The organism is Pelagibacterium sp. (genome assembly GCF_035555455.1).
Classification (GTDB): Bacteria; Pseudomonadota; Alphaproteobacteria; order Rhizobiales; family Devosiaceae; genus Pelagibacterium.
Genome location: NZ_DATMGM010000025.1, coordinates 75880 through 101361, shown reverse-complemented (window position 1 = coordinate 101361; position 25482 = coordinate 75880). Strand labels below are relative to the sequence as shown.

The 25482-nt window shown below is 60.7% G+C and carries 22 protein-coding genes; 7 read left to right on the top strand and 15 right to left on the bottom strand.

Annotated elements, in window-relative coordinates; all coding sequences use genetic code 11:
- The 5 genes from trpD to lexA form a co-directional block, all read left to right on the top strand.
- A partial coding sequence (gene trpD, locus VNS12_RS04565; protein WP_325486655.1) for an anthranilate phosphoribosyltransferase occupies positions 1-793 on the top strand: 793 nt, incomplete at its 5' end.
- Positions 794-1591: an indole-3-glycerol phosphate synthase TrpC gene (gene trpC, locus VNS12_RS04560; protein WP_325486654.1), complete on the top strand. Its 798-nt coding sequence runs from the start codon at positions 794-796 to the stop codon at positions 1589-1591.
- A 3-nt stretch (positions 1592-1594) separates the two neighbouring features.
- Positions 1595-2080, top strand: coding sequence for a cyclic pyranopterin monophosphate synthase MoaC (gene moaC, locus VNS12_RS04555; protein ID WP_325486653.1), 486 nt, complete (start codon positions 1595-1597; stop codon positions 2078-2080).
- Entirely contained in the window at positions 2077-3279 is a 1203-nt protein-coding gene (locus tag VNS12_RS04550; RefSeq protein WP_325486652.1) for a molybdopterin molybdotransferase MoeA, read from the top strand. Before moaC ends, VNS12_RS04550 begins: the two co-directional genes overlap by 4 nt.
- Positions 3280-3372: 93 nt before the next feature.
- Positions 3373-4080 (top strand): transcriptional repressor LexA, encoded by a 708-nt coding sequence (gene lexA / locus VNS12_RS04545; protein WP_325486651.1) that lies wholly within the window; start codon positions 3373-3375, stop codon positions 4078-4080.
- A 9-nt stretch (positions 4081-4089) separates the two neighbouring features.
- On the opposite strand, the gene VNS12_RS04540 is transcribed toward lexA, so the two are convergent.
- The gene (locus VNS12_RS04540; RefSeq protein WP_325486650.1) at positions 4090-6159 is read right to left on the bottom strand and encodes a ComEC/Rec2 family competence protein; all 2070 of its coding nucleotides are present in this window, start codon (positions 6157-6159) and stop codon (positions 4090-4092) included.
- A gap of 79 nt (positions 6160-6238) precedes the next feature.
- Here VNS12_RS04540 and gltX point away from each other — a divergent pair, with 79 nt between their 5' ends.
- Positions 6239-7669: a glutamate--tRNA ligase gene (gene gltX, locus VNS12_RS04535; RefSeq protein ID WP_325486649.1), complete on the top strand. Its 1431-nt coding sequence runs from the start codon at positions 6239-6241 to the stop codon at positions 7667-7669.
- 171 nt (positions 7670-7840) lie between these two features.
- The gene (gene gltA / locus VNS12_RS04530; RefSeq protein WP_325486648.1) at positions 7841-9130 is read left to right on the top strand and encodes a citrate synthase; all 1290 of its coding nucleotides are present in this window, start codon (positions 7841-7843) and stop codon (positions 9128-9130) included.
- A gap of 10 nt (positions 9131-9140) precedes the next feature.
- Here the strand turns inward: gltA and VNS12_RS04525 are convergent, their stop codons facing one another.
- The 14 genes from VNS12_RS04525 to dnaE form a co-directional block, all read right to left on the bottom strand.
- Entirely contained in the window at positions 9141-10265 is a 1125-nt protein-coding gene (locus VNS12_RS04525; RefSeq protein ID WP_325486647.1) for a lipid-A-disaccharide synthase, read from the bottom strand.
- Positions 10258-11085: a UDP-2,3-diacylglucosamine diphosphatase LpxI domain-containing protein gene (gene lpxI, locus VNS12_RS04520; protein WP_325486646.1), complete on the bottom strand. Its 828-nt coding sequence runs from the start codon at positions 11083-11085 to the stop codon at positions 10258-10260. Before lpxI ends, VNS12_RS04525 begins: the two co-directional genes overlap by 8 nt.
- Entirely contained in the window at positions 11082-11891 is an 810-nt protein-coding gene (gene lpxA / locus VNS12_RS04515; protein ID WP_325486645.1) for an acyl-ACP--UDP-N-acetylglucosamine O-acyltransferase, read from the bottom strand. The genes lpxI and lpxA overlap by 4 nt, the downstream gene beginning before the upstream one ends.
- Positions 11888-12325: a 3-hydroxyacyl-ACP dehydratase FabZ gene (fabZ, locus tag VNS12_RS04510; protein ID WP_325486660.1), complete on the bottom strand. Its 438-nt coding sequence runs from the start codon at positions 12323-12325 to the stop codon at positions 11888-11890. The genes lpxA and fabZ overlap by 4 nt, the downstream gene beginning before the upstream one ends.
- 47 nt (positions 12326-12372) lie before the next feature.
- On the bottom strand, positions 12373-13395 hold the full coding sequence (gene lpxD / locus VNS12_RS04505; RefSeq protein WP_325486644.1) for a UDP-3-O-(3-hydroxymyristoyl)glucosamine N-acyltransferase: 1023 nt from the start codon (positions 13393-13395) through the stop codon (positions 12373-12375).
- Positions 13396-13464: 69 nt separating this feature from the next.
- The gene (gene bamA, locus VNS12_RS04500; RefSeq protein ID WP_325486643.1) at positions 13465-15600 is read right to left on the bottom strand and encodes an outer membrane protein assembly factor BamA; all 2136 of its coding nucleotides are present in this window, start codon (positions 15598-15600) and stop codon (positions 13465-13467) included.
- 184 nt (positions 15601-15784) lie between these two features.
- Positions 15785-16897 (bottom strand): RIP metalloprotease RseP, encoded by a 1113-nt coding sequence (gene rseP / locus VNS12_RS04495; protein WP_325486642.1) that lies wholly within the window; start codon positions 16895-16897, stop codon positions 15785-15787.
- Between the two features lie 67 nt (positions 16898-16964).
- Positions 16965-17840: a phosphatidate cytidylyltransferase gene (locus VNS12_RS04490; protein WP_325486641.1), complete on the bottom strand. Its 876-nt coding sequence runs from the start codon at positions 17838-17840 to the stop codon at positions 16965-16967.
- The gene (locus VNS12_RS04485; protein WP_325486640.1) at positions 17837-18586 is read right to left on the bottom strand and encodes an isoprenyl transferase; all 750 of its coding nucleotides are present in this window, start codon (positions 18584-18586) and stop codon (positions 17837-17839) included. Before VNS12_RS04485 ends, VNS12_RS04490 begins: the two co-directional genes overlap by 4 nt.
- A 33-nt stretch (positions 18587-18619) precedes the next feature.
- Positions 18620-19180 (bottom strand): ribosome recycling factor, encoded by a 561-nt coding sequence (gene frr / locus VNS12_RS04480; RefSeq protein WP_325486639.1) that lies wholly within the window; start codon positions 19178-19180, stop codon positions 18620-18622.
- 101 nt (positions 19181-19281) lie between these two features.
- The gene (pyrH, locus tag VNS12_RS04475; RefSeq protein WP_325486638.1) at positions 19282-19995 is read right to left on the bottom strand and encodes a UMP kinase; all 714 of its coding nucleotides are present in this window, start codon (positions 19993-19995) and stop codon (positions 19282-19284) included.
- A 47-nt stretch (positions 19996-20042) separates the two neighbouring features.
- Positions 20043-20969 carry a translation elongation factor Ts gene (tsf, locus tag VNS12_RS04470; protein ID WP_325486637.1) on the bottom strand — a complete coding sequence of 309 codons (927 nt, stop codon included), beginning with the start codon at positions 20967-20969 and terminating at the stop codon, positions 20043-20045.
- A gap of 96 nt (positions 20970-21065) precedes the next feature.
- Complete coding sequence (gene rpsB / locus VNS12_RS04465) at positions 21066-21872, bottom strand: 30S ribosomal protein S2 (protein WP_325486636.1); 807 nt, start codon at positions 21870-21872, stop codon at positions 21066-21068.
- A gap of 156 nt (positions 21873-22028) precedes the next feature.
- Entirely contained in the window at positions 22029-25472 is a 3444-nt protein-coding gene (dnaE, locus tag VNS12_RS04460; RefSeq protein ID WP_325486635.1) for a DNA polymerase III subunit alpha, read from the bottom strand.
- Positions 25473-25482 lie beyond the last annotated feature (10 nt).

Sequence of the window (25482 nt, the reverse complement as noted above, 5' to 3'; positions counted from 1 at the left end):
CGATGCCATCGATATCGTGGGCACGGGCGGCGATGGTGCGGGTACCCTCAACATCTCGACCGGGGCTTCATTCGTGGTTGCCGCCGCCGGTGTTCCCGTCGCCAAACATGGCAATCGCGCCCTGTCTTCAAAATCGGGTTCGGCAGAAGCCTTGCAAAAGCTCGGCATCGAGCTCGACCTGTCGCCTGAACGCATCGCCGCCTGTATCAGCGAAGCGGGCATCGGCTTCATGTTCGCTCCCAACCACCACCCCGCCATGCGTCATGTCGGTCCGGCGCGGGCGGAAATGGGCGTGCGCACCATGTTCAACCTGCTCGGGCCCCAGTCCAACCCCGCTGGCGTCCGCCGCTATCTGCTCGGCGTTTACGACCGCGAATGGGTCGAACCGGTCGCCGCGGCGCTGCTGGCCAATCAGGCCCAGACCGCCTGGGTGGTTTTCGGCCATAGCGGGCTCGATGAACTGTCCACCACCGGCCCCTCCTTCGTCTCCCAGATCCGCGACGGCAATCTGACCTCGTTCGAAGTCACGCCCGAGGAAGCCGGCCTGGAGCGCGTGAGCCTTGAGGACATCGTCGGTGGTGATCCCGAATACAACGCCGCCACCCTGCGCCGGATGCTCGATGGGGAAAAGGGCCCCTATCGCGACATCGTGTTGCTCAACGCCGCGGCGGCCCTGATCATTTCTGATAAGGTTGAAACCCTGCGCGATGGCGTGGCGATGGGCGCCGAGCTGATCGACAGCGGCAGGGCGAAGGCGACGCTGGACAAGCTGATCGCCGTAGCGAGGAACTAGATGACCGATATCCTGCGTAAGATCGAAGCCTATAAGCGCGAGGAAATCGCCGCCGCCAAAGCCGCCCTGCCGCTGGCCGAACTGGCCGCCGCCGCCCGCGATCGCGACGCCCCGCGCGGCTTTGTCGATGCCCTCAAGCGCAAACGCGCAGCGGGCGAATACGGTCTTATCGCCGAGGTCAAGAAAGCCAGCCCCTCAAAGGGCCTGATCCGCGCCGACTTCAATCCACCTGCCCTCGCCAAGGCCTATGAGGCTGGCGGAGCCGCGTGTCTTTCGGTTCTAACCGATACTCCGTCCTTTCAGGGACGGCCGGAATTTCTGGGCGAAGCCCGCGCGGCGACTGCCCTTCCCGTTCTGCGCAAGGATTTCCTGTTCGAGCCCTATCAGGTCGCCGAAGCGCGCGCCTGGGGTGCTGACTGCATCCTGATCATCCTCGCCTCCGTCGATGACACCGCCGCCCGCCATTTGCTCGACGCCGCCGCCGAATGGGGCATGGATGCTCTGGTCGAGGTCCATGACGCGCCCGAGATGGAGCGCGCCGTGGCGCTGGGGGCCGAATTTATCGGCATCAACAACCGCAATCTGCGCAGTTTCGAGGTCACCCTCGATACCACCATTGCCCTTGCTGGCATGGTACCCGACGATCGCCTGCTGGTGTCGGAAAGCGGCATCTTCACCCATGAGGATGTGCGCCACCTTGAGGCCGCCGCCGGCGTTGGCTGTTTCCTCGTCGGCGAAAGCCTGATGCGTCAGGATGACGTGACGGCGGCCACCCACGCCCTTTTGACCGGAGCCTGAGCCATGGGCGGCGGGCTGACCCATCTCGATGATCAGGGCGCGGCCCGCATCGTCGATATCAGCAGCAAGGATCAGACCGCCCGTCGGGCCGTGGCCGGAGCCACCTTCAACGCCACCCCCGATATCGTCTCCGCCATTTTTGGCGGCGAGCTGAAAAAGGGCGATGCGGTTGCCGTGGCTCGTGTTGCCGGAATCATGGCTGCCAAAAAGACGTCCGAGTTGATCCCGCTCTGCCACCCCATCCCCATCACCCGGATCGCGGTGGACATTGAACCGGGCGAAAAGACGGGCACCATCTCTATTCGCGCTACTGTAGAAACCGTGGGTCGCACCGGCGTCGAGATGGAAGCGCTGACCGCCGCCTCTGTCGCCGCCCTCACCCTTTACGACATGGCCAAGGCCCTCGATAAATCCATGACCATCACCGATCTGCAGCTTATGGAAAAAAGCGGCGGCAAATCGGGCGATTTCTCACGGGCCACCCCATGATTTCCGTCGATGAGGCCCTGGCGCGCGTTCTCTCCGCCATCACCCCGCTGCCAGCCGAAACCGTTGCTCTGTCCGCTGCGTCCGGGCGCACCACAGCCTCCCCCATCACCGCGCGCCTGTTCAATCCCGCCTTCGATGTCAGCGCCATGGATGGCTATGCCGTCCGCGCCGCGGATGTCGCCCCCGGCGCAACGCTGGAGATGATCGGCATGGCGCAGGCCGGTTCGGGATTTTCCGGCACCATCGGCCCCGGCCAGTGCACCCGCATTTTCACCGGCGCTCCGGTCCCGCAAGGGGCCGATGCTGTGGTCATTCAGGAACACACCCACGCTGACGGCGCGGCAATTCACTTCGAGCAGACCGTCGCGCCCCGTCTCAATATCCGGTTCCGGGGCGCCGATTTCGCACTTGGCGATGCGTTGGTCCCCGTTGGCGCGAGGCTGACCCCCGCCCGCCTCGCCCTCGTTGCGGCGGGTAACGTCGATACGCTCAGCGTCGCCACCCTGCCCCGGGTCGCGCTTCTGGCCACAGGCGATGAACTCGTTCTGCCCGGCAGCACGGTCGGCCCCGACCAGATCGTCGCCTCGATCTCGACCGGCCTGTCCGCCTTCCTTGCCCCCTATGCCAGCACCGTCACCGATCTGGGCATCGTCCCGGATGATCGCGAGGTTCTGGGCGCGGCCCTTGCCGCGGCGCTGGACGCTGCCCCTGACATCCTCGTCACCACTGGCGGGGCCAGTGTGGGCGAACACGATTACGTTCAGGACATGCTGCGCGCCAATGGGGTCGATATCGACTTCTGGCGCATCGCCATGCGCCCGGGCCGCCCCCTGATGGTCGGGCGCCGGGGCCGCACTCTTGTTTTCGGCCTTCCGGGCAATCCCGTATCGGCGCTGGTCACCGCGCGCCTGTTCGTTGTGCCCGCCCTTCTCGCTCTCGTCGGCTCCGCTCCCCCGCCGTCCTTTTTCCTTCCGCTCGCCGCGCCGCTGCCCCCCAATGGACCCCGCCGTCATTTCCGGCGTGGGCGGCTGATCAGCGACCCGAAGCGGGGCACACTGGTCGAGCCGATCCTACAGACCGACAGCGGGCATCTGTCGTCTCTGGCCGATGCCGAAGTGCTCATCGAACAAAGAGAGGATTGTTTAGGCATTCCGGCTCTTAATTTCGCACAAGTCCATACATTTTATCCCAAATGTTGACACGGGAATTGGCAACCCACTTGCGGAACATTTACAGAACATATATAAAAGTTCAATATTTGTTCCGATTCGATACTGGTGGGGGAATCGCCAATGTTGACGCATAAGCAGCATGAACTTTTGATGTTCATTCATGAACGGATGAAAGAAAGCGGCATCCCTCCTTCGTTTGATGAAATGAAGGAAGCCCTTGATCTTAAATCGAAATCCGGGATTCATCGTCTGATCACGGCATTGGAAGAGCGCGGGTTTATCCGCCGCCTGCCCAACCGGGCCCGGGCGCTGGAAGTGATCAAGCTCCCCGATTCCATGAACCCTTCATTGGGTGGCCGCAAGGCCCGGTTCGAGCCCAGCGTCATCGAGGGTAATCTTGGAAAAGTCCCCGCAAAATCAACGGCTTCCACCCCGGACCCCAGTAGCTCCGTCGCCATTCCGGTGATGGGCCGGATCGCCGCTGGTGTGCCCATCGAAGCGATCCAGACCCACTCCCACACCATCGCCGTCCCCCCCGAAATGCTGGGCACGGGCGAGCATTTCGCCCTTGAGGTTCGCGGGGATTCCATGGTCGATGCGGGCATCTTCGATGGCGATACAGTGTTGATTCGCAAGCAGGATTCCGCCGGCAACGGGGAGATTGTGGTTGCGCTTGTCGATGACGAGGAAGCCACGCTCAAGCGCTTGCGCAAGAAGGGCAATGCCCTCGCCCTCGAAGCCGCCAACCCCGCTTACGAAACCCGCATCTTCGGCCCGGACCGGGTCAAGGTCCAGGGGCGTCTGGTCGGTCTTCTGCGCCGCTATTAAGCCGATATTTCAACGGCTTACACTACCGATCCGCCATGGACGATCCGGCGGATCGATCGCCGTTCTCACGGTCAGCGCCTTCTCGTTCCAGCCGATCATATGCGCCCCAAGCCGCTCAAGGTCGCTGGCGTCCACCACCATCCGCGCCACCTCGCGGCAGGCTGATGGCGCCACGAGGCGCGTCACCACAATGTCGGCTACGCGGCAATCCTCATCGAATGCCGCCCGCGTCTTGACCAGCGCCAGCGTGAACCCTTTGTCGGAATCGATAACGCATCCCATTGAATCGCAATGGTTATTTTCATGGGACTTACCAATGTCGGTGATGTAGCGTTCCGACCAGACATTGGTGGCAAAGGTGTTCAGGCGTCCCGCAATCAGGGCAAGTTCCCCTCCATGGCGCACCGCCAGCGCCTGGCTCTGGTCGGCGATCAGGATATCGGGTACCGGCTCAAGACAGCACACCGCAATCACCGGCACCGCCAGCAGCGGCCCCAACAGTCTGATCCCGTCACGGAAATAGGCCAGCCAGGCGAGCGCCGCCAGCGTCACCAGCAGCGCAGATGGGGCAAGGATCGGGCTGGGATCAAACCCTCCGGCCAGGTCGCGCACGAACGTCGCGCACCACAGCATGAACTCGACGCTCCACCCCAAAGCCATGTAAACCGGGCCTTCCAGCCCGAATGGCAGCAGCAGAGTCCCAAACAGTGCCGCTGGCATCATGACGAAACTGACGGCGGGCATCACCATCAGATTGCCCAATACCCCGAACGGCGCGGTCTGCTGAAAGTGGTATGCGGTGAACACCAGCGTTGCCAGTCCGGCGATCAGGCTGGTCATGGCAACGTCGATCGACATACGCCATACCCTGCCCCTCGCGGGACCCTGCCGCGCCTCGCGTCGCCTGCGCACCAGTTCATAGGCCGCTATCAGGGCCACGACGGCGGCAAACGACAGCTGGAAGGACGGGCGGAACACGCTGGCTGGCTCAACAGCGATGATGATCAGGGCAGCGATGGCGACATTGCGCATGGTCAGTGCCTGTCGTCCGGCAATTATCGCAGCAAAAACAAGGCCTAGCATGATGGTCGAGCGGACCGCCGGAATGACCATTCCTGAAAGCATCATGTAGCCGATAGCGGTGACGATACCGAACACGGCGGCGATTTTCTTGATCGGCCAGCGCTGGGTCACCCCGTGCCCGAGCGCCAGCACGAAGCGCACACAGAGCAGCATGGTCCCGGCAACCAGCGTCAAATGCAGGCCCGAGATCGAGATCACATGCACGATCCCCGCCTGGGCCATCACGTCATAATCCTCGTCCGAAATCCGGCTCTGGTCGCCGGAGATCAGCGCCGCCGCGATGCCCCCGATCCTGTCTCCCAGTTGATTGACCAGGCGGGCGGTGATGGCGTTGCGGGCGTGTTCCACGATGCGCTGGAGCGTTTTGCTTGTTCCGGGCGTAACGATGACCTCATCAAAAGCATTCCCATAAGCACCGATACCGCTGAAATAGCTTGCAAATTGTGAGTCGTGCCCCCCGGGCACCGCGGGGGCCGGTACCGGGTAGAACCGGATGCGCGCCTCGATCCTGTCTCCGGGCACCACCGGATAATCGCCCTGAACGACGATTCTGGCCCGGCGCACCGGCGGCACCGTCCACGCCTCGTCCCCCTCGATATCGGAGAGGATCCAGCGCTGTTGCTGGCCATCGTTGAACGGGATGGAATCGACCCTTGCCGTATAGGTTCCATAGCGCGGCGCGTCGAGCATCGCCGTTCCCAGAAGCGCACCATGAATCGGTAACAGCATGATTCCCAAGCAAAAAATCATGCCCATCTGTGCGAAGCCGTTGCTGTTGGGCCGGGCAATCTCCAATATGAGAAAGGCCAGGAGGGCCATCACCAGCGTCACCGGTTGCGGCTCGACGGGCAGGCTTCGGTAAGTCGCCAGTCCGAGGATCATCACAAACGGCCACAAGACGAAATTGCGCCTCTGGGTCACAGCGTCCGACACCGCGTCGGCAAACTGATTTCGCCAGTCCGCGAAAATCCCGAACTTTGTGACTGTTTGCCCCATCCCCCCGCGCCCCCACCCTTGCGCTCGGCGGGTGCTATGGTACACACGGGGCCAAGAAATCTCCAAGCGGTAAGCCCAAATGTCCACACCCGTCGTTACGCGTTTTGCCCCTTCTCCCACCGGTTTTCTGCATATCGGCGGCGCCCGTACCGCCCTTTTCAACTGGGTGTTTTCGCGGCACACGGGCGGAAAGATGCTGCTGCGGATTGAGGATACCGACCGCGAGCGTTCGACGGACGCAGCGGTCACGGCCATTCTCGATGGCTTAAGTTGGCTCGGACTGACCTGGGATGGCGAGCCCATCTCCCAGTTCGCGCGCGCCGCCCGGCACGCGGAAGTGGCGCGGGAGCTGCTCGCATCGGGCAACGCCTACAAATGCTATTGCTCGCCCGAAGAACTCACCGAGATGCGCGAAACGGCGCGCGCAGAAGGCCGCCCGCCTCGCTATGATGGACGGTGGCGCGACCGCGATCCGTCTGAAGCGCCAGAGGGCGTCGAGCCCGTGATCCGGATCAAGGCGCCGCAATCGGGCGACATCGTCGTTCGGGACCGGGTACAGGGCGACGTCGTGTTCAAGGCTGAAAACCTTGATGATTTCATCATCCTGCGCTCGGATGGCACGCCCACCTACATGCATGCCGTGGTGGTGGACGACCACGACATGGGCGTCACCCACATCATTCGCGGCGATGATCACCTGACCAATGCCGCACGCCAGATCGTCATCTATCAGGCGATGGGCTGGGCCGTGCCCGAAATGGCGCACATCCCCCTGATCCACGGACCTGATGGCGCCAAGCTGTCCAAGCGTCATGGCGCGATGGGCGTGGAAGCCTACCGGCAGATGGGATATTTGCCGGAAGCGCTGCGCAACTATCTGGCCCGGCTGGGCTGGGCCCATGGTGACGATGAAATCTTTTCGACCGACCAGATGGTGGAATGGTTCTCGCTGGAAGCGCTCAACAAGGGTGCCTCGCGTTTCGATTTCGCCAAGCTCGACAATCTGAACGGCCATTATATCCGCGCCGCCGATCCCGCACGGCTCTATGACATTATGGTCGACACAGCGTCCGAGACCGGCCGCAACGCCGACTATGCCGGGCTCGTTTCCAAAAAGGATACGGTTCTGGCCGCAATTCCGGAATTACAGCCACGCGCCAAGACCGTGCTCGAACTGATCGATCTCGCCCAGTTCATCTACGCCTCACGTCCCGTGGTGATTGAGGACAAGGCAGCGGCCTTGCTCAACGAAGATGGCCTCACCCATCTGGTCGGGCTCTCTGCCAAGTTTGCAAACCTTGACGACTGGAACGTTGAAAACCTCGATGGAACAGCGCGCTCCTACGCCGAAGAAGCTGGCCTGAAGCTTGGCAAGATTGCCCAACCGCTGCGCGCTGCCCTCACCGGACGGACAGTTTCGCCAGGTGTGTTTGAAGTGATGGTCCTGATCGGGCGCGAGGAAAGCCTGGCCCGGCTGGCGGATGCGACCGCCACATTTGTGCAGGCGTAGGAGCGCATCAGCTTTTCGTCTTACCTATACGTCAAGAGCCATGACGCAGTTGCATGGCTCCCCAAATTCGGATACCCAAGCGAAGCATTTTACGAAGCCGTTGTGTGTGCTCAGTTTTGAGCGAGCTCCACGCTCGCGGTGCCTGAGCCCATTGAACCCGCGAGGCACTTGATGAGCGAACACTCCGCAAAACTTACTCTGGGCGACCAGACCTATGAGTTCCCGGTTCTCAGTGGCACGGTGGGCCCTGATGTCATCGACATCCGATCGCTCTATTCGAAGACCGGCCTTTTCACCTACGATCCGGGCTTCACCTCGACAGCGGCTTGCGACAGCGCCATAACGTTTATCGATGGTGACAAGGGCGAATTGCTCTACCGCGGATATCCCATCGAACAGCTTGCGGATAAAAGCTCCTACCTCGAAGTCTGCTATTTGCTGCTCTATGGTGAGTTGCCGACCAGCGCGGAACTGAAAGACTTCGAAATCCGCGTGACCCGCCACACCATGGTTCACGAACAGATCCATTATTTCTTCCGTGGTTTCCGCCGCGATGCCCACCCGATGGCGATTGTGACGGGCGTGATCGGCGCCATGGCCGCGTTCTACCATGACTCGACCGACATTTCCGATCCTGAACAGCGCGAGATCGCCTCAATCCGCATGGTGGCCAAACTGCCCACCATCGTGGCGATGGCTTACAAATATTCGGTCGGGCAGCCTTTCGTTTATCCGCGCAACGATCTCGATTATGCCTCCAACTTCCTGCACATGTGCTTTGCCGTGCCGGCCGAGGAATACAAGGTCGACCCGGTGGTGGCGCGGGCGATGGATCGCATCTTCACCCTGCATGCCGATCACGAGCAGAATGCCTCGACCTCGACGGTTCGTCTGTCGGGGTCATCTGACGCGAACCCCTTTGCCTGCATCGCGGCGGGTGTTGCGTGCCTCTGGGGGCCGGCCCATGGCGGTGCCAATGAGGCCGCGCTCAACATGCTGCGTGAAATCGGCAGCGTCGATCGCATTCCGGAATTTATCGAACGCGCCAAGGACAAGAACGACCCTTTCCGCCTGATGGGCTTTGGGCACCGGGTCTATAAGAACTATGATCCGCGCGCTGCCGTGATGCAGGAATCCGCGCGGGAAGTGCTCGCGCTGATGGGTGTCGAAAACAACCCCACCCTTCAGGTTGCGCAGGCGCTGGAAAAGATCGCGCTTGAAGACCCTTATTTTGTCGAACGCAAGCTCTATCCCAACGTCGACTTCTATTCGGGCATCATCCTTGACGCCATCGGCTTCCCCACCTCGATGTTCACCGCCATTTTCGCGCTGTCGCGCACAGTGGGGTGGATTGCTCAGTGGAAGGAAATGATCGGCGATCCGCAGAAAAAGATCGGTCGCCCGCGTCAGTTGTACAAGGGTGCGGTCCAGCGCGACTATGTGGATATTGCCCGGCGCTGAAGCCTTGGCTTCAGGCGGGTAGCCAGGTCAGAACAATCTGAACAGGATTTTCAAGGGGCGCTTCCGGCGCCCCTTTTTCCATGAGCGAGCGCACGTCGCGAAAGCCGGAAACTTGCGCCGCAAGGGCTTTGGGATCGTCCAGCAGCGTATCAGCGGCCGCAGTGAGTTCATCGGCTTTGCCCTTATGGGCAAACAGGATTTCCGGGACGATCTGCCGACCGGCGATGATGTTAGGCAGGCCGATAAAGCGGCTTGTGGCTTTCTTGAACAACCGCACCTGAGCCCCCTCGGCCACATAGGTCAGAATGTGGGGCACGCCGCTGAGCGCCAATTCCAGGGTCACGGTGCCACTTACAGCAACCGCCGCCAAAGCCTCGTGTAGAGCGTTGCTGCGCTGTTCAGGCTCGACCAGCAGAGCGGCGGGCACCGGCCAATCGGAAATCATGCGAGCGATGCGGGGCGCTTGAGATCGGGTGGAGAGGATCGCAAAGCCCGTTACATGGGGGTGTGACGCCAACCTGCCCGCCAGTTCTCCAAACATGGGCATGTGTTTTTCGATTTCGCTGGTACGGCTACCTGGTAGCAGCAGGATTGGGCCGGACGCAGGCTGAGTCGAGCGAAACGGATAACGCTGGAGTGCGGGGTGGCCGACATAGACCGTTGGCGGCCCGCCCAGCCTGCGCATCGCTTCGGGTTCGAATGGCAGAACGCTGAGCACCTGATCGAATAGGCCCGAGAGCTTTTTTGCCCTCCCCGCCCCCCAGGCCCACACTGCGGGGGCCACGTAGAGCAGGATCGCGCCGCGATAGCCGCGCCGGCGCAACCGTCCGGCCACCACCCTGGAAAACACCTGAGCATCGATGAGCACAACGGCATCGGGGCGATCGCGCAGGATGGAGGAGACGACCTGGTTGGCGCGCCACAGCAGCCTTGGCAGGCGCAGGATCACGTCGCGATAGCCCATGACCGCCAGATCATCGATCGGAAACAGGGACCGCAGCCCTTCTGCTTCCATGGCGTCGCCCCCGACGCCGTTGATCATGAGGTCCGGGCGTTCATGGCGCAGGCCGTGCATGAGGTTGGCGCCGATCCGGTCGCCAGACGCCTCGCCGGCGAGGATGAATAGGCTAGCCATTGGGAATCGCAAAGCCGATGAGCGCAATGCCAGCCGCATCAGCGGCAGCGACCATCTCGGCCCGCCCGATTACAAGGGTTCTCCCAGCCTCGATGGCAATGGCTGAAATACCTGCCTCACGGGCAAGCTCGACCGTGCGGATGCCGACGGCTGGCAGGTCGATATGGAGAGGCTGGTCGGGCTTGGAGGTCTTGCCAAGCACGATATAGCCGTGCCCGTCGCCGATCAGTCCCCGATCCCGATAGACGCGGCAGCGCATGAGCAACTCATCGGTGCCACCGATATCTTCGGTGGCGATCACGCGTCCGCCGGCCACCACCAGCGCCTGGCCGAGATCGAGCGCCCCCGCCTTGCGGGCTGTGGACACTGCGAATTCGGCAGTGCGGAGCAAATCTCCTTCGATCGGAACGGCGCCGAAGGGGCCTTCGGGTGCAAGCAGGTCGGCGACGATTTCATGGACGCCGATGAAGGGTAGGCCGAGCATGCGAAGCAGCGCAGAACCAAGCTGCGACAGCTTCCCGTCACCCTTGGATTCGGGCTGTTGCTCGCCCGCGAATTGAGCAAAACTTTCCCGTTCGCGATCAGACATATGCATGGCGCCGACGGCACATACATGGGTCGCCTTGAACCTGCGGATCTCACGCAGGACCTGATCTGGGCGGGAAACCTTGATCTGGAAAGGCTGCTCTGCGGCCAGATCCTCACGCGGATGCAGGGCAAGCACCCGCACTTCCCATCCGGCGTCCCGCGCGGCCGCTATGGCCTGCGGGACGAGATCGCCGGAGCCGACGACCAGCGCCAGCCGACCCGGCCCGCTCATTGTTCCGTATGGGTGCCGTTGCGCGGCATGCACAGGGCCCGGTCGGACGGCTGACGAATAAACTCGATCACGTCCTCAACCAGCTTCTGGCCCTTGAAGAAATCGGCTGCATCCTCGATCCGCTCACGCAAGGTGCCTTCGTTGGAAAAGATCATGCGATAGGCAGCGCGAAGAGCGTGGATGGACTCCCGGTCGAACTTTCGGCGCTTCAGGCCGACAAGGTTCAACCCGCCCAGATAAGCGCGATTGCCCAGAACCGAGCCATAGGGGATGACATCGTTTTCGACGAAACTCATTGCACCGACAAACGCGTGGTCACCAATACGGACGAACTGATGTACGCCACAGATGCCGCCAAACCGGACATAATCGCCGATCTCGCAATGGCCGGCCAATGAGGCCTGATTGGCCATCACCACATGATTGCCGACCCGGCAATCATGAGCGATGTGAACGCCGACCATCAGCAGGCAGTTGTTGCCGACACGCGTCTCCATACCGCCCCCGGAGGTGCCGGGGTTGACCGTCACGTATTCGCGCAACACACAGTCTTCGCCGATTCTGATCGTGCTGGCTTCGCCCTCGAACTTGAGATCCTGCGGAGGCTGCCCGATGGACGAAAAAGGGTGAATTGTGGTGCGGGCGCCGATCGCGGTGTCTCCATCGATGGAGACGTGCGAAACCAGCGTCACATCGCGATCGAGCACGACATTATCGCCGACTATGCAATAGGGACCGATCCTGACATTTTCACCGATTTTCGCCTTGTCGCTGACGATTGCGCTTGGATGAATTGCGGCGGTCACTCTTGTTCCTTGACGATCATCGCACCGATCTCGGCTTCTGCAACAACGACGCCATCGACTATGGCCTTGGCCTCGTAACGGCCTACGGTCTTGCGCCGGTGAATCTTTTTGATGTGGTATTCGAGCCGATCGCCTGGTCTGGCGGGCTTGCGGAATTTCACGCCATCCACTGTCAGCAGATAAACAAGATGTTTACCGCCTGACTGATTTTCAAGATTGATGACGATAGCCCCCGCAGTCTGGGCCATCCCCTCGATGATCAAAACGCCTGGAAAGATGGGCTCTTCGGGGAAATGTCCTGCGAATTGCGGCTCGTTGAACGTCACGTTCTTGATGCCAATAGCGGAATCGTCGCCATCGATTTCGATGATGCGGTCGATCATCAGGAACGGATAGCGATGCGGCAGCGCCTTGAGAATCGCGTCGATATCCATGCTGGAGAGTTCGGCCGTCTGGCGGGCCGTAGTCTCGCTGAGCGTACTCACACTTTGTCCCCTTTCGACAATCGTCTTATGGCAGCGATTTCCCGCTTCCACATTCTTACATCCTGAGCTGGCGCACCGGCAATATTGGAGCCGGCCGGAAAGCTGTGGGTAACACCGGAACGCGCTAGAACGCGGGTGTTCGCGCCCAACCGAAGATGCCCGGCAGTGCCCGCCCCGCCCCCCATCACAACTCCGTCCTCCAGAATAGTCGAGCCGCTCAGCCCGCACATCCCCGAGATAACGCAATTGCGTCCGATTCTGCAGTTGTGCCCAATCTGAACCAGATTGTCGATCTTTGTTCCTTCGCCGATCACCGTATCACCGAGCGTCCCGCGATCGACAGTCGTATTGGCACCCAATTCAACCCGGTCCTGGATGATGACGCGTCCCAATTGCGGAATCTTGCGGTGCCCTTCCCGCCGAAGTTGGAACCCGAAACCTTCGCCGCCGATCACCACGCCGGGCTGCACGACGACCCCGTTGCCCAGGTAGGCACAATAAATCGAAACATTGGCGCCGATGATGCAATCGCGGCCAATCGCGACCCCGGCCCCGATCACACTGTTGGCGCCGATCACCGTATCGGCACCGATCTCGGCCCCCGCTCCGATCGAGACATTGGCTCCAAGCATCACGCCCGGTTCAAGCAGCGGTGCCGGTTCATCCAGGATGGCGGCGCGGATGACGCAAGCGCTGTCGTCCGGATAGAGAATGTTGAGGATATCGACGAAGACATCATAGGGATTGTCGCAAACGACCGCCACGGCCCCCTTGGCCACGGCGTCGCTCAGATCGACTGTGATCAGCACGACGTCCGCCCGGCTGGACGCCAGTTGATCGGCATAGGCACGGCTGCCGGCAAAGGAAATGCTGCCGGCGACCGCGTCGCTCAGATCGCTCGCGCCTTGCACAACCGGATCAACTGAAAGATGCGCTGCCAGGTCGGAGTGGCCTGAGGCTGAGAGCAGGTCCGAAAGGGCGACCGGTGCAGTGCTGTGATGAAAACGGGTATCGATCATGACGTCGCCTGAAAAAGAAACCGCGGCCACAATGCGCCGCGGTTTCAGCCTTTTCAATGAAACGGTCGATCAGAACAGTGTCGACAGTGTCAGCTGGAATACCTGGGTCCGGTCAAAGCTGTCCGGCTCGATTACGTGGGCGAAGTCACCCCGCAGCGGCCCCATCGGCGATTCCCAGATGATCGACGCGCCAACCGAGGATTTCAGCGGATTGCCAATGCCCGTGTCAGCGACGCCCGCTGCCGGAGTGCCGTCGATCCAGCCGACATCACCCCAGACCGCACCGTGCAGTCCCCAGTTTTCCGGCAGGAACGGCAGCGGGAAGTCGATTTCCGCAGACAGTCCGGCGTAGGCCAGAACACCGAGAGGATCGTTGGTTGGGTTGGCGCGGGCACCCATGCCGCCATAAGCATAGCCACGGACCAGATTGGGGCCAAGGATAAAGGCATCCGTCGGATGAATTCCGCCGCCGCCCAGATCGGTGATGGCACCGGCCTGACCGCGCAGGCTGGCCACAACACCCATCTCTTCCCAGATCGGATAGTACACTCGGGCGCGCACTTCGGTGGTCAGGAAGTCCGAGGTCAGGGTATTGTAGTCCTGCGAGAAGGACAGAACCATGCCTTCGGTCGGGCGCTGCTGATTGTCGAGTGTGTCGTAGGTCAGCGTATAGCCCAAGGTCAGCTTGTCGCGTGTCATGCCATCCGTGATGTACCACGGGGACGGCATAAACGGAGCATCCGCGTCCTTGAAGATCGTCTGCGACAGCCCAACGCGGGTGGTCAGCGTCAAATCCTCGATGATCGGCAGACCAAAGCGAAGCTGTCCGCCGGTGGTCTCGGTTCCGTAGGTGAAGTTGTTTCCTTCGGCAGTAACGCGGCGATAGAGATCGATCCCAGCCGACATGCGCAGACCCATGAACCGCGGCTCTGTGAAGCTGAAATCATAGGTCTCGCCGTTTTCCGACCGTCCGAGCGCCACGCGCAGATACTGGCCCCGGCCAAGGAAGTTCCGCTCGGTCAGCGAGATTTCGCCGAAAATACCGTCGCGGGTGGAATAGCCTGCACCCACGCCATAGTCACCGGTGCTGCGCTCGACAACGGCCACATTGAGCACAACCCGATCGGGCGCACTACCTTGAGCCGAGGTCACCTGCACCGAGGAAAAGAAGCCCAACGACTCGATGGAAGCACGGCCCTTGGTCACCAATGCGCGGTTGAACGGATCACCTTCGCCAAACTCGAATTCGCGGCGAATGACATAATCGCGGGTCTTGGTGTTACCGGTGATATTGATGCGCTCAACATAGATGCGCGGACCTTCATCGACCAGATAGGTGACATTAAAGGTGTTGTTGGCGACATCACGGTCGATGCGCGGGCGCACTTCCGCAAACGGATAGCCCTGATTGGTTGCGCGGATCGCCAGTTCGGATGTCGACTGCGAGAGATCGGAAATCGAATAGCGACTGCCCGAGCCGGTCGCAATGCCTCCGCGCAGGGCGTCGGCATTCAGGCCCGGAATCGAGGTTTCGATAGCGACATTGCCGAAATTGTAGCGCTGCCCCTCTTCAACGGTGAAGTTGATGAAATACGCATTGCGCTCCGCGTCGAATTCGGCAACCGACGACAGCACGCGCGCATCAGGGAAGCCACGGTTGGCGTAATAGAGACGGACGCGCTCGCGATCGACGGCGAGACGATCCTCATCATAGACGTCGTCACGGAACAGCCAGCTGAACAGGTGGCTTTCCTTGGTGACGAGAACACCCTTGAGCACCATTGAGCTGATCGAGTTGTTGCCGGTGAAGTTGATGGCGGCGATGCCTGCCCGATCTCCTTCATTGACCACGAAGATCACCCGCGCCCGGCCATCGTTTGTCGGCTCCGTGCGCACGGTGACGGAAACATTGCTGTAGCCCGCCTGGGAATACGCTGCCTGGATCGTCTGGATATCCGTGGCAATGCCGGCCTGCGTATAGACGCGCCGGACCGCAACATCGACCATGGCTGACAGCTGATTGTCGTTGAAGCGACTGTTACCATCAAAACCGATGGAAGCGACTTGCGTTCCCTCGCTCACCGCTGCCTGGGCATGGGCCTGAGCAACCCCAAAAACCAGCGCCACATTCCCCATCAGAGGCGCAACGAATAGGAGCGCCATGGCGAGGAGGACGCTGTGCAAAAGCTTGGCTGATTTGGTCATGATTGTTCTTGCTTGCCCTGTGAGACTTGTGCGGGGAATCGTCTCCAGACATGGATTCCCCCATACTCCGTTGACAGGTTTTACCCTTTTTTGCCGCTGGGGCAAGGTGAAACGCCCCGCCTTGCGGCCAAAAGATGGCCATTCATGTATTCATGCAACACTGCTAACCCCTTGAAACGCCGCGTCAGACGAGGTCGTTGACCAGCGTGAAGATCATGAGCGTACACACCAATGCGAAACCGATCCGGTAACCGATTTCCTGAACACGCTGGCTCAGGGGACGCCCCCGCACGGCCTCAAAAACGTAGTACAATAGGTGACCACCATCCAGCATAGGCACTGGAAAGAGGTTAATTATACCGATATTGAGCGATAAAAGTGCAGTTAGGTTAACCAATGCCAACAGGCCCAGTGTAGCCACCTCTCCCGAGATCTGCGCCATGCCCACCGGCCCGGCCACCTGATCAAGGTCGGCGCGCCCGACAAACAGATCGCCAAGGAAGTTCGCTGTACGGTCGATGAGGAACCAGATTTCCTCAACCGTCATCCCGATCGCTTCGATCGGCCCGGGACGATAAAGGATGACATCCCCTTCTTCCACACTGCGCACAACGCCAATACGCCCCACTTTCAATTCCCGTCCGAACCGGGTGGTCGTGGTCTCCGTCCGCGGGATCAGCGTCAGGTCGATGCGCTGGCCATTGCGCTCGATGATGATCGGCACCTCGCGCTCGGATGCCGTGGAAACCACGCGTTGCACGTCCTCAAATCCGCGAACGGCAAATCCATCCACCGACAGGAAGCGATCACCCTCTTCGAGCCCCGCGATGGCGGCTGGAGAATCGGCGACGATCTCGCCCACCACCGGATCGAGCGTGAAGCGGCCATAGCCGAGCAACATCGTGTAGAGGATGAGAAAGGTGAAGATTACATTGGCGAGCGGCCCCGCGACGACCACGGCCATGCGCTGCCACACGGATTTATTGACAAACAAATGCGGCGCGAGCTCCGGATCGGCCTTGGCAACAGCATCCGGGTCAGGAACGCTGGCGGCGTTCATGTCACCGGAAAATCGGACATATCCCCCCAGAGGGATGGCCGCCAGCCGCCAGCGCGTACCGCGCCTGTCGGTCCATCCGAGCAGTTCGGGGCCGAACCCGATGGAAAAGGCATCCACAGCCACGCCGTTCCAGCGCGCCACCAGATAGTGCCCCATCTCGTGGATGAAAACGATGACGGTCAGTATCGCAAGGAACGGAATGATATAGTTTAGGTAGAACGGGAGCGAGCCGATCATCGATTGCCCTTTCGGTTCCGATCACGAGATTGGGCCCATGCGCCGTCAATGTGTCGATTTACAGGTCTTACCAGAACAGGATGCCCTGCGGCACCGCCCCCAGCCCGCGGTTGGCCAGCCCCACGCACCAAAGGACGATCCCGGCGACGGTCAGGCTGTCGATGCGATCCATCAATCCGCCATGGCCGGGGATTATGTCGCCACTATCTTTGACGGCAAAGCGGCGTTTCACCGCACTTTCCGCCAGATCGCCCAATTGCCCCGAAATCGAGACAACCACCGAAATCAGCAGCCCGATGGCAAAGGGCGACGGAGTATCGAGGGCCCAGCCAGCCACGAACCAGACCACAATGCCGCTCAGTGTTCCGGCACACAGCCCCCCTGCCGCGCCCGACCAGGTCTTGGACGGCGACACATCCGGCGACAACTTGGTGCCTCCAACGATCCGTCCAACAAAATAGGCACCTATATCTGTCATCCAGACTATCGATACGAGGAAAATCCCGGCCCATATCCCCACACCGGAACTGCCGCGAATGGCGAGGAACGCGATGGTGGCAAAGCCGAAAAAAATCACGCCGCTGATGCGCCAATGCCGGTTCGGAGCCTTGATGAAGGCGGCAATGACCACCGTGATGCCGAACACCACTGCGCTGGCCCAAGCGCCGTTCATGGGATGCGCGATGGCGATCATCGCGACAAGACCCATGATGAATACCGATGGCCAGGCGGAGTGACGCCCGGTGATCATCTCTTCCCATTCGCGATAGGCGCCGGCCATGACCAGCGCGATCAGCAAAGCGAACAAAAGCCATCCGGCAGTCAACGCAATCGCGGTCAGCGGGATGAGTACGATGGCCGAAAGCAGCCGAGGCAGTAAATCGGGACCGAAAGGCCAGAGCCTTGGGTTCTTTTTTTCGGCTCTGCCATGTTGTTCCGTCACGTCGTGATACCGCCAAACCTTCTTTCGCGTTGAGTGTAGGTCCTCAATGCCCGGACGAAAACCGATTCGTCAAAGTCAGGCCAGTTCTCGGGGACAAACACCAGTTCCGCATAGGCTGCCTGCCACAACAGAAAGTTTGAAAGCCGCATTTCCCCGCTGGTGCGGATGATCAGATCGGGATCGGGCAGTCCTGATGTGTCGAGGTGGCGGGCGATAACGGTTTCGTCGATATCTTCGGGCCGCATGTCCCCCGCCGCAACTTTCCGCGCTATGGCCCGGGTGGCGTTGACGATTTCGACCTTGGAGCCATAATTGAAGGCGATGATGAGATCGAGGCCTGAATTGCCCGCCGTGCGCGCTTCAACATCATCGATGATGTTGAGCAGCCCGCGTTCGAGGCCGTCGCGCTCGCCAATTACACGGATACGCACGTTGCGGCTATGCAGCTTTTCGAGATCGGACGCGACGAACCGGCGCAAAAGACCGAAGATAAACCGAACCTCGTCCGGAGGCCTGCGCCAGTTCTCCGCGGAAAAACTGAACAGGGTCAGGCAATCGACGCCATGATCCATAGCCAGCGCCACGACCCTGCGCACGGCCTCGACCCCTGCTTTATGCCCATCCGAACGGCTCAATCCGCGCTGCTTTGCCCAACGCCCGTTACCATCCATGATGACGCCGATATGGCGTGGAATCTTGAGGCCGCCTTCAGGCTCTAACGATGCTGCTGCCGGTTGTGTCGACATCGGTTTCCTCAAGCCTGGCCGGTACAAGTCGGATCAGACCTGCATGATTTCCTGTTCCTTGGTGGCCACCAGCTGATCGATTTCGGCGATCGCCTCGTCAGTTGCCTTCTGGACACGTTCGCTTTCGACGCGGGCATCGTCCTGCCCCATCGTACCGTCCTTTTCCAGTTTGCGCAGCAACTCGATACCATCGCGGCGCACGTGGCGAACCGCCACCCGGGCCTGCTCGGCATATTGATGCGCCACCTTTGTCAACTCGCGCCGCCGCTCCTCGTTGAGCTCGGGCAGTGGCACACGGATGACCTGGCCTTCACTCATCGGGTTGAGGCCAAGCGAGGACTCGCGAATGGCTTTTTCGACCGCATTGGCCATGCTGCGGTCCCAGACCTGCACGCTCAGCATGCGCGATTCCGGCACGGAGACGGTCGCAACCTGATTAAGCGGCATCATCGATCCATAAGCATCAACCATGAGCGGGTCGAGCAAGCTGGCGCTTGCACGTCCCGTGCGCAGGCCCGCCATGTCCCCCTTCATCGATTCGATCGACTTCTTCATTCTGGAACGGATATTTTCGAGCGAGAACGCTTCGGACATTGAATTTCTCCCGGTCGTGGTTCAGGGCATTACGCCCGGCGCCGCATCGGCATTACCGGCGCGACCATGTCATTTTTAAGTCAGCACACGCAGGGCCTGTATCAGCCGACCCTGGTACTCGGCGTCCGGCCCTCGATGACGCCCACAAGCCCCTGCTCATCGGAGAGGGCATAAACGATTATCGGCAAGCCGTTATCACGCGCAAGCGCAAATGCAGCGGTGTCCATGACCCGCAGGTCCTGGGCGATGACCTGTTCGTGGGAAATGGTCTCGAAACGCGTTGCAGTGGGATCGATTTCGGGATCGGCGGAATAGACGCCATCCACCTTGGTTCCCTTGAGCAGCACATCGCAGCGCAATTCGATCGCCTTGAGCGCGGCCGCAGTGTCGGTGGTGAAGAACGGATTGCCGGTGCCCCCGGCACAGATCACGACCGCACCGCCTTCAAGCGCCGCAATCGCCGCCCGCTGGGTAAAAGTGTCGCAAATCGAGGGCATCGATACCTGCGAGAAGACGTGGGAGCGCCCCCCTGCCCTGCGGATGGCATCGCCAAGCGCCAGCGAATTGATCACCGTGCCGAGCATGCCCATGTGATCGCCGATCACCCGATCGCCACCTTTGGCGGCAATGGTCATGCCGCGAACGATATTTCCGGCACCGATCACCACGGCGACTTCCACGCCAAGCCCGACCAGAGCGACGACCTGCCCGGCGATGTCATCGAGAACTTTTGGCTCGATTCCATATGACTGGTCTCCGGCGAGTACTTCGCCGGAGACCTTGAGCAAGACGCGTGAATAGCCGGTTTTGGACATGAGCGCCCCACCTCAATCGTAACGAATCCGAAGAAATTCCGGGTACGTTACGCGGTGCCCGCAGCTGCGGCAACCTCAGCAGCGAAGTCCGCATCCTGCCGCTCAATGCCTTCGCCAAGGGCGAAAATCACAAAGCCTGTGACCGTGATTGGCGCACCGACATCGGCCTCTGCATTCTTGACGGCCTGCTCAACAGTGTTCTCACCGTCGATCACGAACGTCTGGGCAAGCAGGGTCACTTCCTCATAGTACTTGCGGATGCGGCCTTCGACCATCTTTTCGACGATATTGTCGGGCTTGCCGGACGCCTTGGCCTGCTCGATGAACACCGTGCGCTCACGCTCAACGGCCTCGCGATCGAGCTCGTCCGATGACAGCGACAACGGCTTGATGGCCGCGATATGCATGGCAATCTGCTTGCCGAGCTCTTCGAGCTTGGCCTTGTCACCCGTCGATTCCAGACCAACGAGCACACCAATGCGGCCCAGGCCTTCGGTCACTGCCGCGTGCACATAGGTGCCGAGGGCGCCTTCGGACACTTCCATCAGCGCTGCGCGTCGCAGGGTAATGTTTTCGCCAATCCGGCCGATGGCTTCCGCCAATTCATTCGTCACGGTGCGTCCGGTGCCGGGGAATTCAGCGGCAGCCAGCGCGTCGACATCGCCATTGGCGGAGAGCGCAAGAGAGGCGACGTTGCGAACGATGTTCTGGAAGTCTTCGTTGCGGGCAACGAAGTCGGTCTCGGAGTTGATCTCGACAAGAGCGGCGCGGTTACCGTCCACAGCAACACCGACCAGGCCTTCCGCGGTGACGCGGTCTGCCTTCTTGGCGGCCTGCGCAAGACCGCGTGTCCGCAACCAGTCAACTGCGGCCTCAATGTCACCATTGGTTTCCGTGAGTGCCTTCTTGCAGTCCATCATGCCCACGCCGGTCATTTCGCGGAGCTTTTTTACGTCTGCTGCACTGATTGACATCTCGATACCTCTCTGATTGGCCGCCCCCCGCAGAAGCGGAAAGGACGGCCTGAATAGATCTTAAACTTGGCTTGGCGGCGCAGTGCGCCGACGCTGTCAGGCCTGTGCGGCCTCGCCTTCGCTTGCCGCGGCCTGCTCTGCGGCAGGTTCATCGGCAAGAGCGGGCTCTTCGAGAACTTCGGTCGACGCACCCAGATCGTGCCCCAGCGACGTGGAAGACCGCGAAATGCCATCAATGGCTGCGCGCGACACGAGCGACAGGTAGAGTTCCAGCGCGCGGGCGGCGTCGTCGTTACCCGGGATCGGATAATCCACAACGTCGGGATCGCAATTGGTGTCGACGATGGCAACGACCGGAATGCCCAGACGACGGGCTTCCTTGATGGCGTTGGCTTCCTTGTTGGTGTCGATCACGAACAGCAGATTGGGAATGTTGCCCATGTCCTTGATGCCACCCAGGTCGCGCTCAAGACGCTCCTGCTCACGGCTGCGCTGAAGGCGCTCGCGCTTGGTTAGGCCGACCGCACCTTCCGCCTCAAGGGCTTCGAGTTCACGCAGGCGGGCAATCGAATGGGAAATGGTCTGCCAGTTGGTCAGCATGCCGCCGAGCCAGCGCGAATTGACATAATACTGCGCGCTCTGACGGGCCGCTTCGGCGACCAGCGGGGCTGCCTGGCGCTTGGTACCCACGAAGAGGACGCGGCCGCCATCGGCAACAGTATCGCTGATCAGCTGCAGGGCGCGATAGAGCGCCGGCACGGTCTGGCTGAGATCGATGATATGAATATCGTTGCGAACACCGAAGATGAACCGCTCCATCTTGGGGTTCCAGCGGTGCTTCTGGTGACCGAAGTGAACGCCGGCCTCAAGCAATTGGCGCATGGAAAAATCTGGCAATGCCATTGGGTAGTCTCCTTTACCGGTTATGCCTTTGCAAAGGAAAGAGGCGGACGCTCCGCCACCGGATCGGCGCCGTTGAAATACGGAACCAGCCTTTGCATGTGGATTTAACGAGCCGCCCTATACAGGAACAGCCGTTCAAACGCAAGCTTAACGCGCCTAATTGAGCCTGACGTCAACCACTCCGGAGATGGCCTTGAGACTTCCGGCCAGTTGCGGTGTCAGCCGGAAATGTCCAGGCAGTTCCAGTTCATATTCCCGCTCGCCCTGGTCGCGGACCAGAACCAGGCTCACCACCCCTTCCCCGCCGGACTGAAGCTGCGACTTGATCGGCGGCAGGCAGCGTTCGTCGCCTGCAAAAATAGTCATGCGACGACCAAGTTTTTCCACTGACATATCGATGGGTTCGCAATTGATCAGCCTCAGCCTCACCCCATCCGGGCGCGCATCCGCCCCCACCTCGATGACCACCGAACTCCCCGGCTCCAGCCAACGCCCGAAATCATTGATCTGTTCGGAAAAGGCGATGCATTCATACGATCCGCTCGGATCGGAAAACATCATGATCGCCATGGTCGACCCCTTGCGGGTGCGGCGCTCCTGTTTGGAAATGAGCGTGCCAGCAAGGCGGCCCGCGACTGCGCCATTGCGCGCCGCACGTTCAAAGCCGGCCCATTGCTGCACCCGGAGCCGTTCGAACAAAGCTTCGTAATCATCGAGAGGATGGGCGGAGAGATAAAAGCCAATCGCCGCATGCTCCCTTGCCAGTCGCTCGGTGAGACTCCAGGGTGCGACATGCTCGGGCAAAGCGATAGCTTGCGGCTGACTACTGGCAAACATGTCCTCAATGCCATCAGCCCTCCCGCTTGCCTCGCGCTGGGCTGTGTTCACCACGACATCGATCACACCGACCAGTTGCTCGCGCCGCTGCGAGAGCATATCAAATGCCCCGGCGTTAATCAGCGTTTCCAGTGTCCGCTTATTGATGATTTTGGGATCGACCCGGCTCGCGAAGTCCGCAAGGTCGCGGAAGGGTCGATCGCCCCGCACCTCGACAAGATGTTCGGCCACGTGGCGACCCACACCCTTCACGGCGCATAACGAATAGTGAATCCGACCTTCCCGCACCGAAAAATCGATCTCGGACCGATTGATGCATGGCGGAACGACTTCGATGTTCTTTTTCTGCGCCTCGCTCCTGAAATCAGCAAGTTTTTCTGTCTGCGCCATATCCAGCGTCATCGACGCAGCATAAAACTGCTCAGGATAATGGGTCTTGAGATAGGCCGTCTGGTACGACACCCAAGCGTAGGCGGCAGCGTGGCTCTTGTTAAACCCATAGTTGGCGAACTTGGCGAGCAGGTCAAAGATGGCGTCGGCCTGCCCCTTCTTGATGCCGTTGCGGACCGCGCCCTCGCGAAAGCGTTCGCGCTGCTGGTCCATTTCCGCCTTGATCTTCTTGCCCATGGCGCGCCGCAGCATGTCGGCCTCGCCCAATGAGTAGCCCGACAGCAGTTGGGCGATTTGCATCACCTGTTCCTGATAAACGATGATGCCATAGGTTTCATCGAGCACCGTCGACAGCGAAGGATGCGGATATTCAACCTTTTCCCGCCCGTGCTTTCTGCTGATGAAGCTGGGGATATTGTCCATCGGGCCGGGCCGATAGAGGGCGTTCATGGCAATCAGGTCTTCAATACGGTCCGGTTTGAGTTCGACCAGCGCGCGCCGCATCCCCGGGCTTTCAAACTGGAAGATGCCGTAGGTATCGCCATCGGCATACAGCTTGTAGGTTGGCGCGTCCTCCAACGGGATTGCATCGATGTCGAGATCCACACCCGTAGCCTTCACCATATCGACGGCGTAGCGGATGGTGGTGAGGGTTTTGAGGCCGAGAAAGTCGAATTTGACCAGCCCCGCCGGTTCTACCCATTTGAGGTTGTACTGGGTAACCGGCATGTCCGACCGCGGGTCGCGATAGAGCGGCAACAGCTTTTGCAGCGGGCGATCGCCGATTACGATACCGGCGGCATGAGTCGAGGCATGCCGGTAGAGCCCTTCGAGCTTGCCGGCGATGCGCAGCAGTTCGGCGACAGTCTCATCCTCATCGCGCATCATCTGCAAGCGCGGCTCGTCGGTGATCGCCTGGGCCAGCGTCACCGGATTGGCCGGATTGTTGGGCACCAGCTTGCAGATCCGGTCCACCTGCCCGTAAGGCATCTGGAGCACACGCCCCACGTCGCGCAATGCGGCTCGCGGCTGCAACGTTCCGAACGTGATGATCTGGGCGACCTGCTCGTAGCCATATTTTTGCTGAACGTAGTGGATCACCTCTTCGCGGCGTTCCTGGCAGAAGTCGATGTCGAAGTCCGGCATCGACACGCGCTCGGGATTGAGGAAGCGCTCGAACAGCAGGTTGTAGCGCAGCGGATCGAGGTCAGTGACAGTAAGGGCATAGGCAACTAGAGACCCCGCCCCTGACCCGCGCCCCGGACCCACTGGAATGTCATGGGCTTTCGCCCACTTGATGAAGTCCGCAACGATCAGGAAGTAGCCCGGGAATTTCATGTCCCGGATCACCTTGAGTTCGAACTCCAGCCGCTCCTCATATTCAGTGGTGGTTCGATCCGGTGCATGTCCGTAGCTCGCCAGCCTTTGCGCAAGCCCCTCACGGGCCTGACGCGCCAGCTCGTCCCCTTCGGCAGCAACGGCGTCTTCGTCGCTCACGCCTTCGGCGGCGGCAAATTTGGGAAGGATAGGATCGAGAGTACGGGGACGATAGCTGCACCGCCGCGCGATCTCGATGGTGTTGTCCAGCGCCTCGGGCAGATCGGCGAAGAGCGCGATCATTTCCTCGCGCGTCTTGAAATAATGCTGATCGGACAACCGCCGGCGTTCGGTTTGCGCCACCACCGAGCCTGCAGCGATAGCGAGCAGAGCATCGTGGGAATCGAAATCGTCGTGGCGTGGAAAGTAGGGCTCGTTGGTCGCCACCAGCGGCAAGTTGAGCCGATAGGCCAACTCCACGAGGCGCGGCTCCACCGTATTTTCCAGGGCATGGTCGTGGCGCTGGATTTCCACATAGAGACGATCGGCAAATATGCGCTGAAGCACCTCCAGTCGCGCCTCGGCCTGGACATCGAGCCCTGCTGCCAAATACGGGTCGATCGCGCCTTCAGGCCCCCCGGTGAGGCAGATCAGCCCGGCACCATGATCGACGAGCCAGTCGATATGGGCAGCGGTTTTTCCGTCCGAGCCTTCCTGGTAGGCCTTTGAAACCAGCTCGGAAAGGTTGGCAAAGCCGATACCGTCGGCTGCAATCAGGACAACCGATCCCTTGCCCAGATTGACGCGATCGGATGGCTTGTCTTCATCCGCTCCAAAATCGAGGGTCAGTTCGCAACCAATGATCGGCTGGATGCCCTTGGAGGTCGCCTTTTCGGAAAACTCCAGTGCGCCGAACAGATTGTTCGTATCGGCAATCCCGATGGCCGGCTGCCCGTCCTTGGCGGCCATCTCCAGTATCGTGCCAAGCGGCAGCGCGCCTTCGAGCAGCGAAAACGCGGAATGAACGTGAAGATGGACGAAGCCGGGGCCTGTCATGCGCAAATAC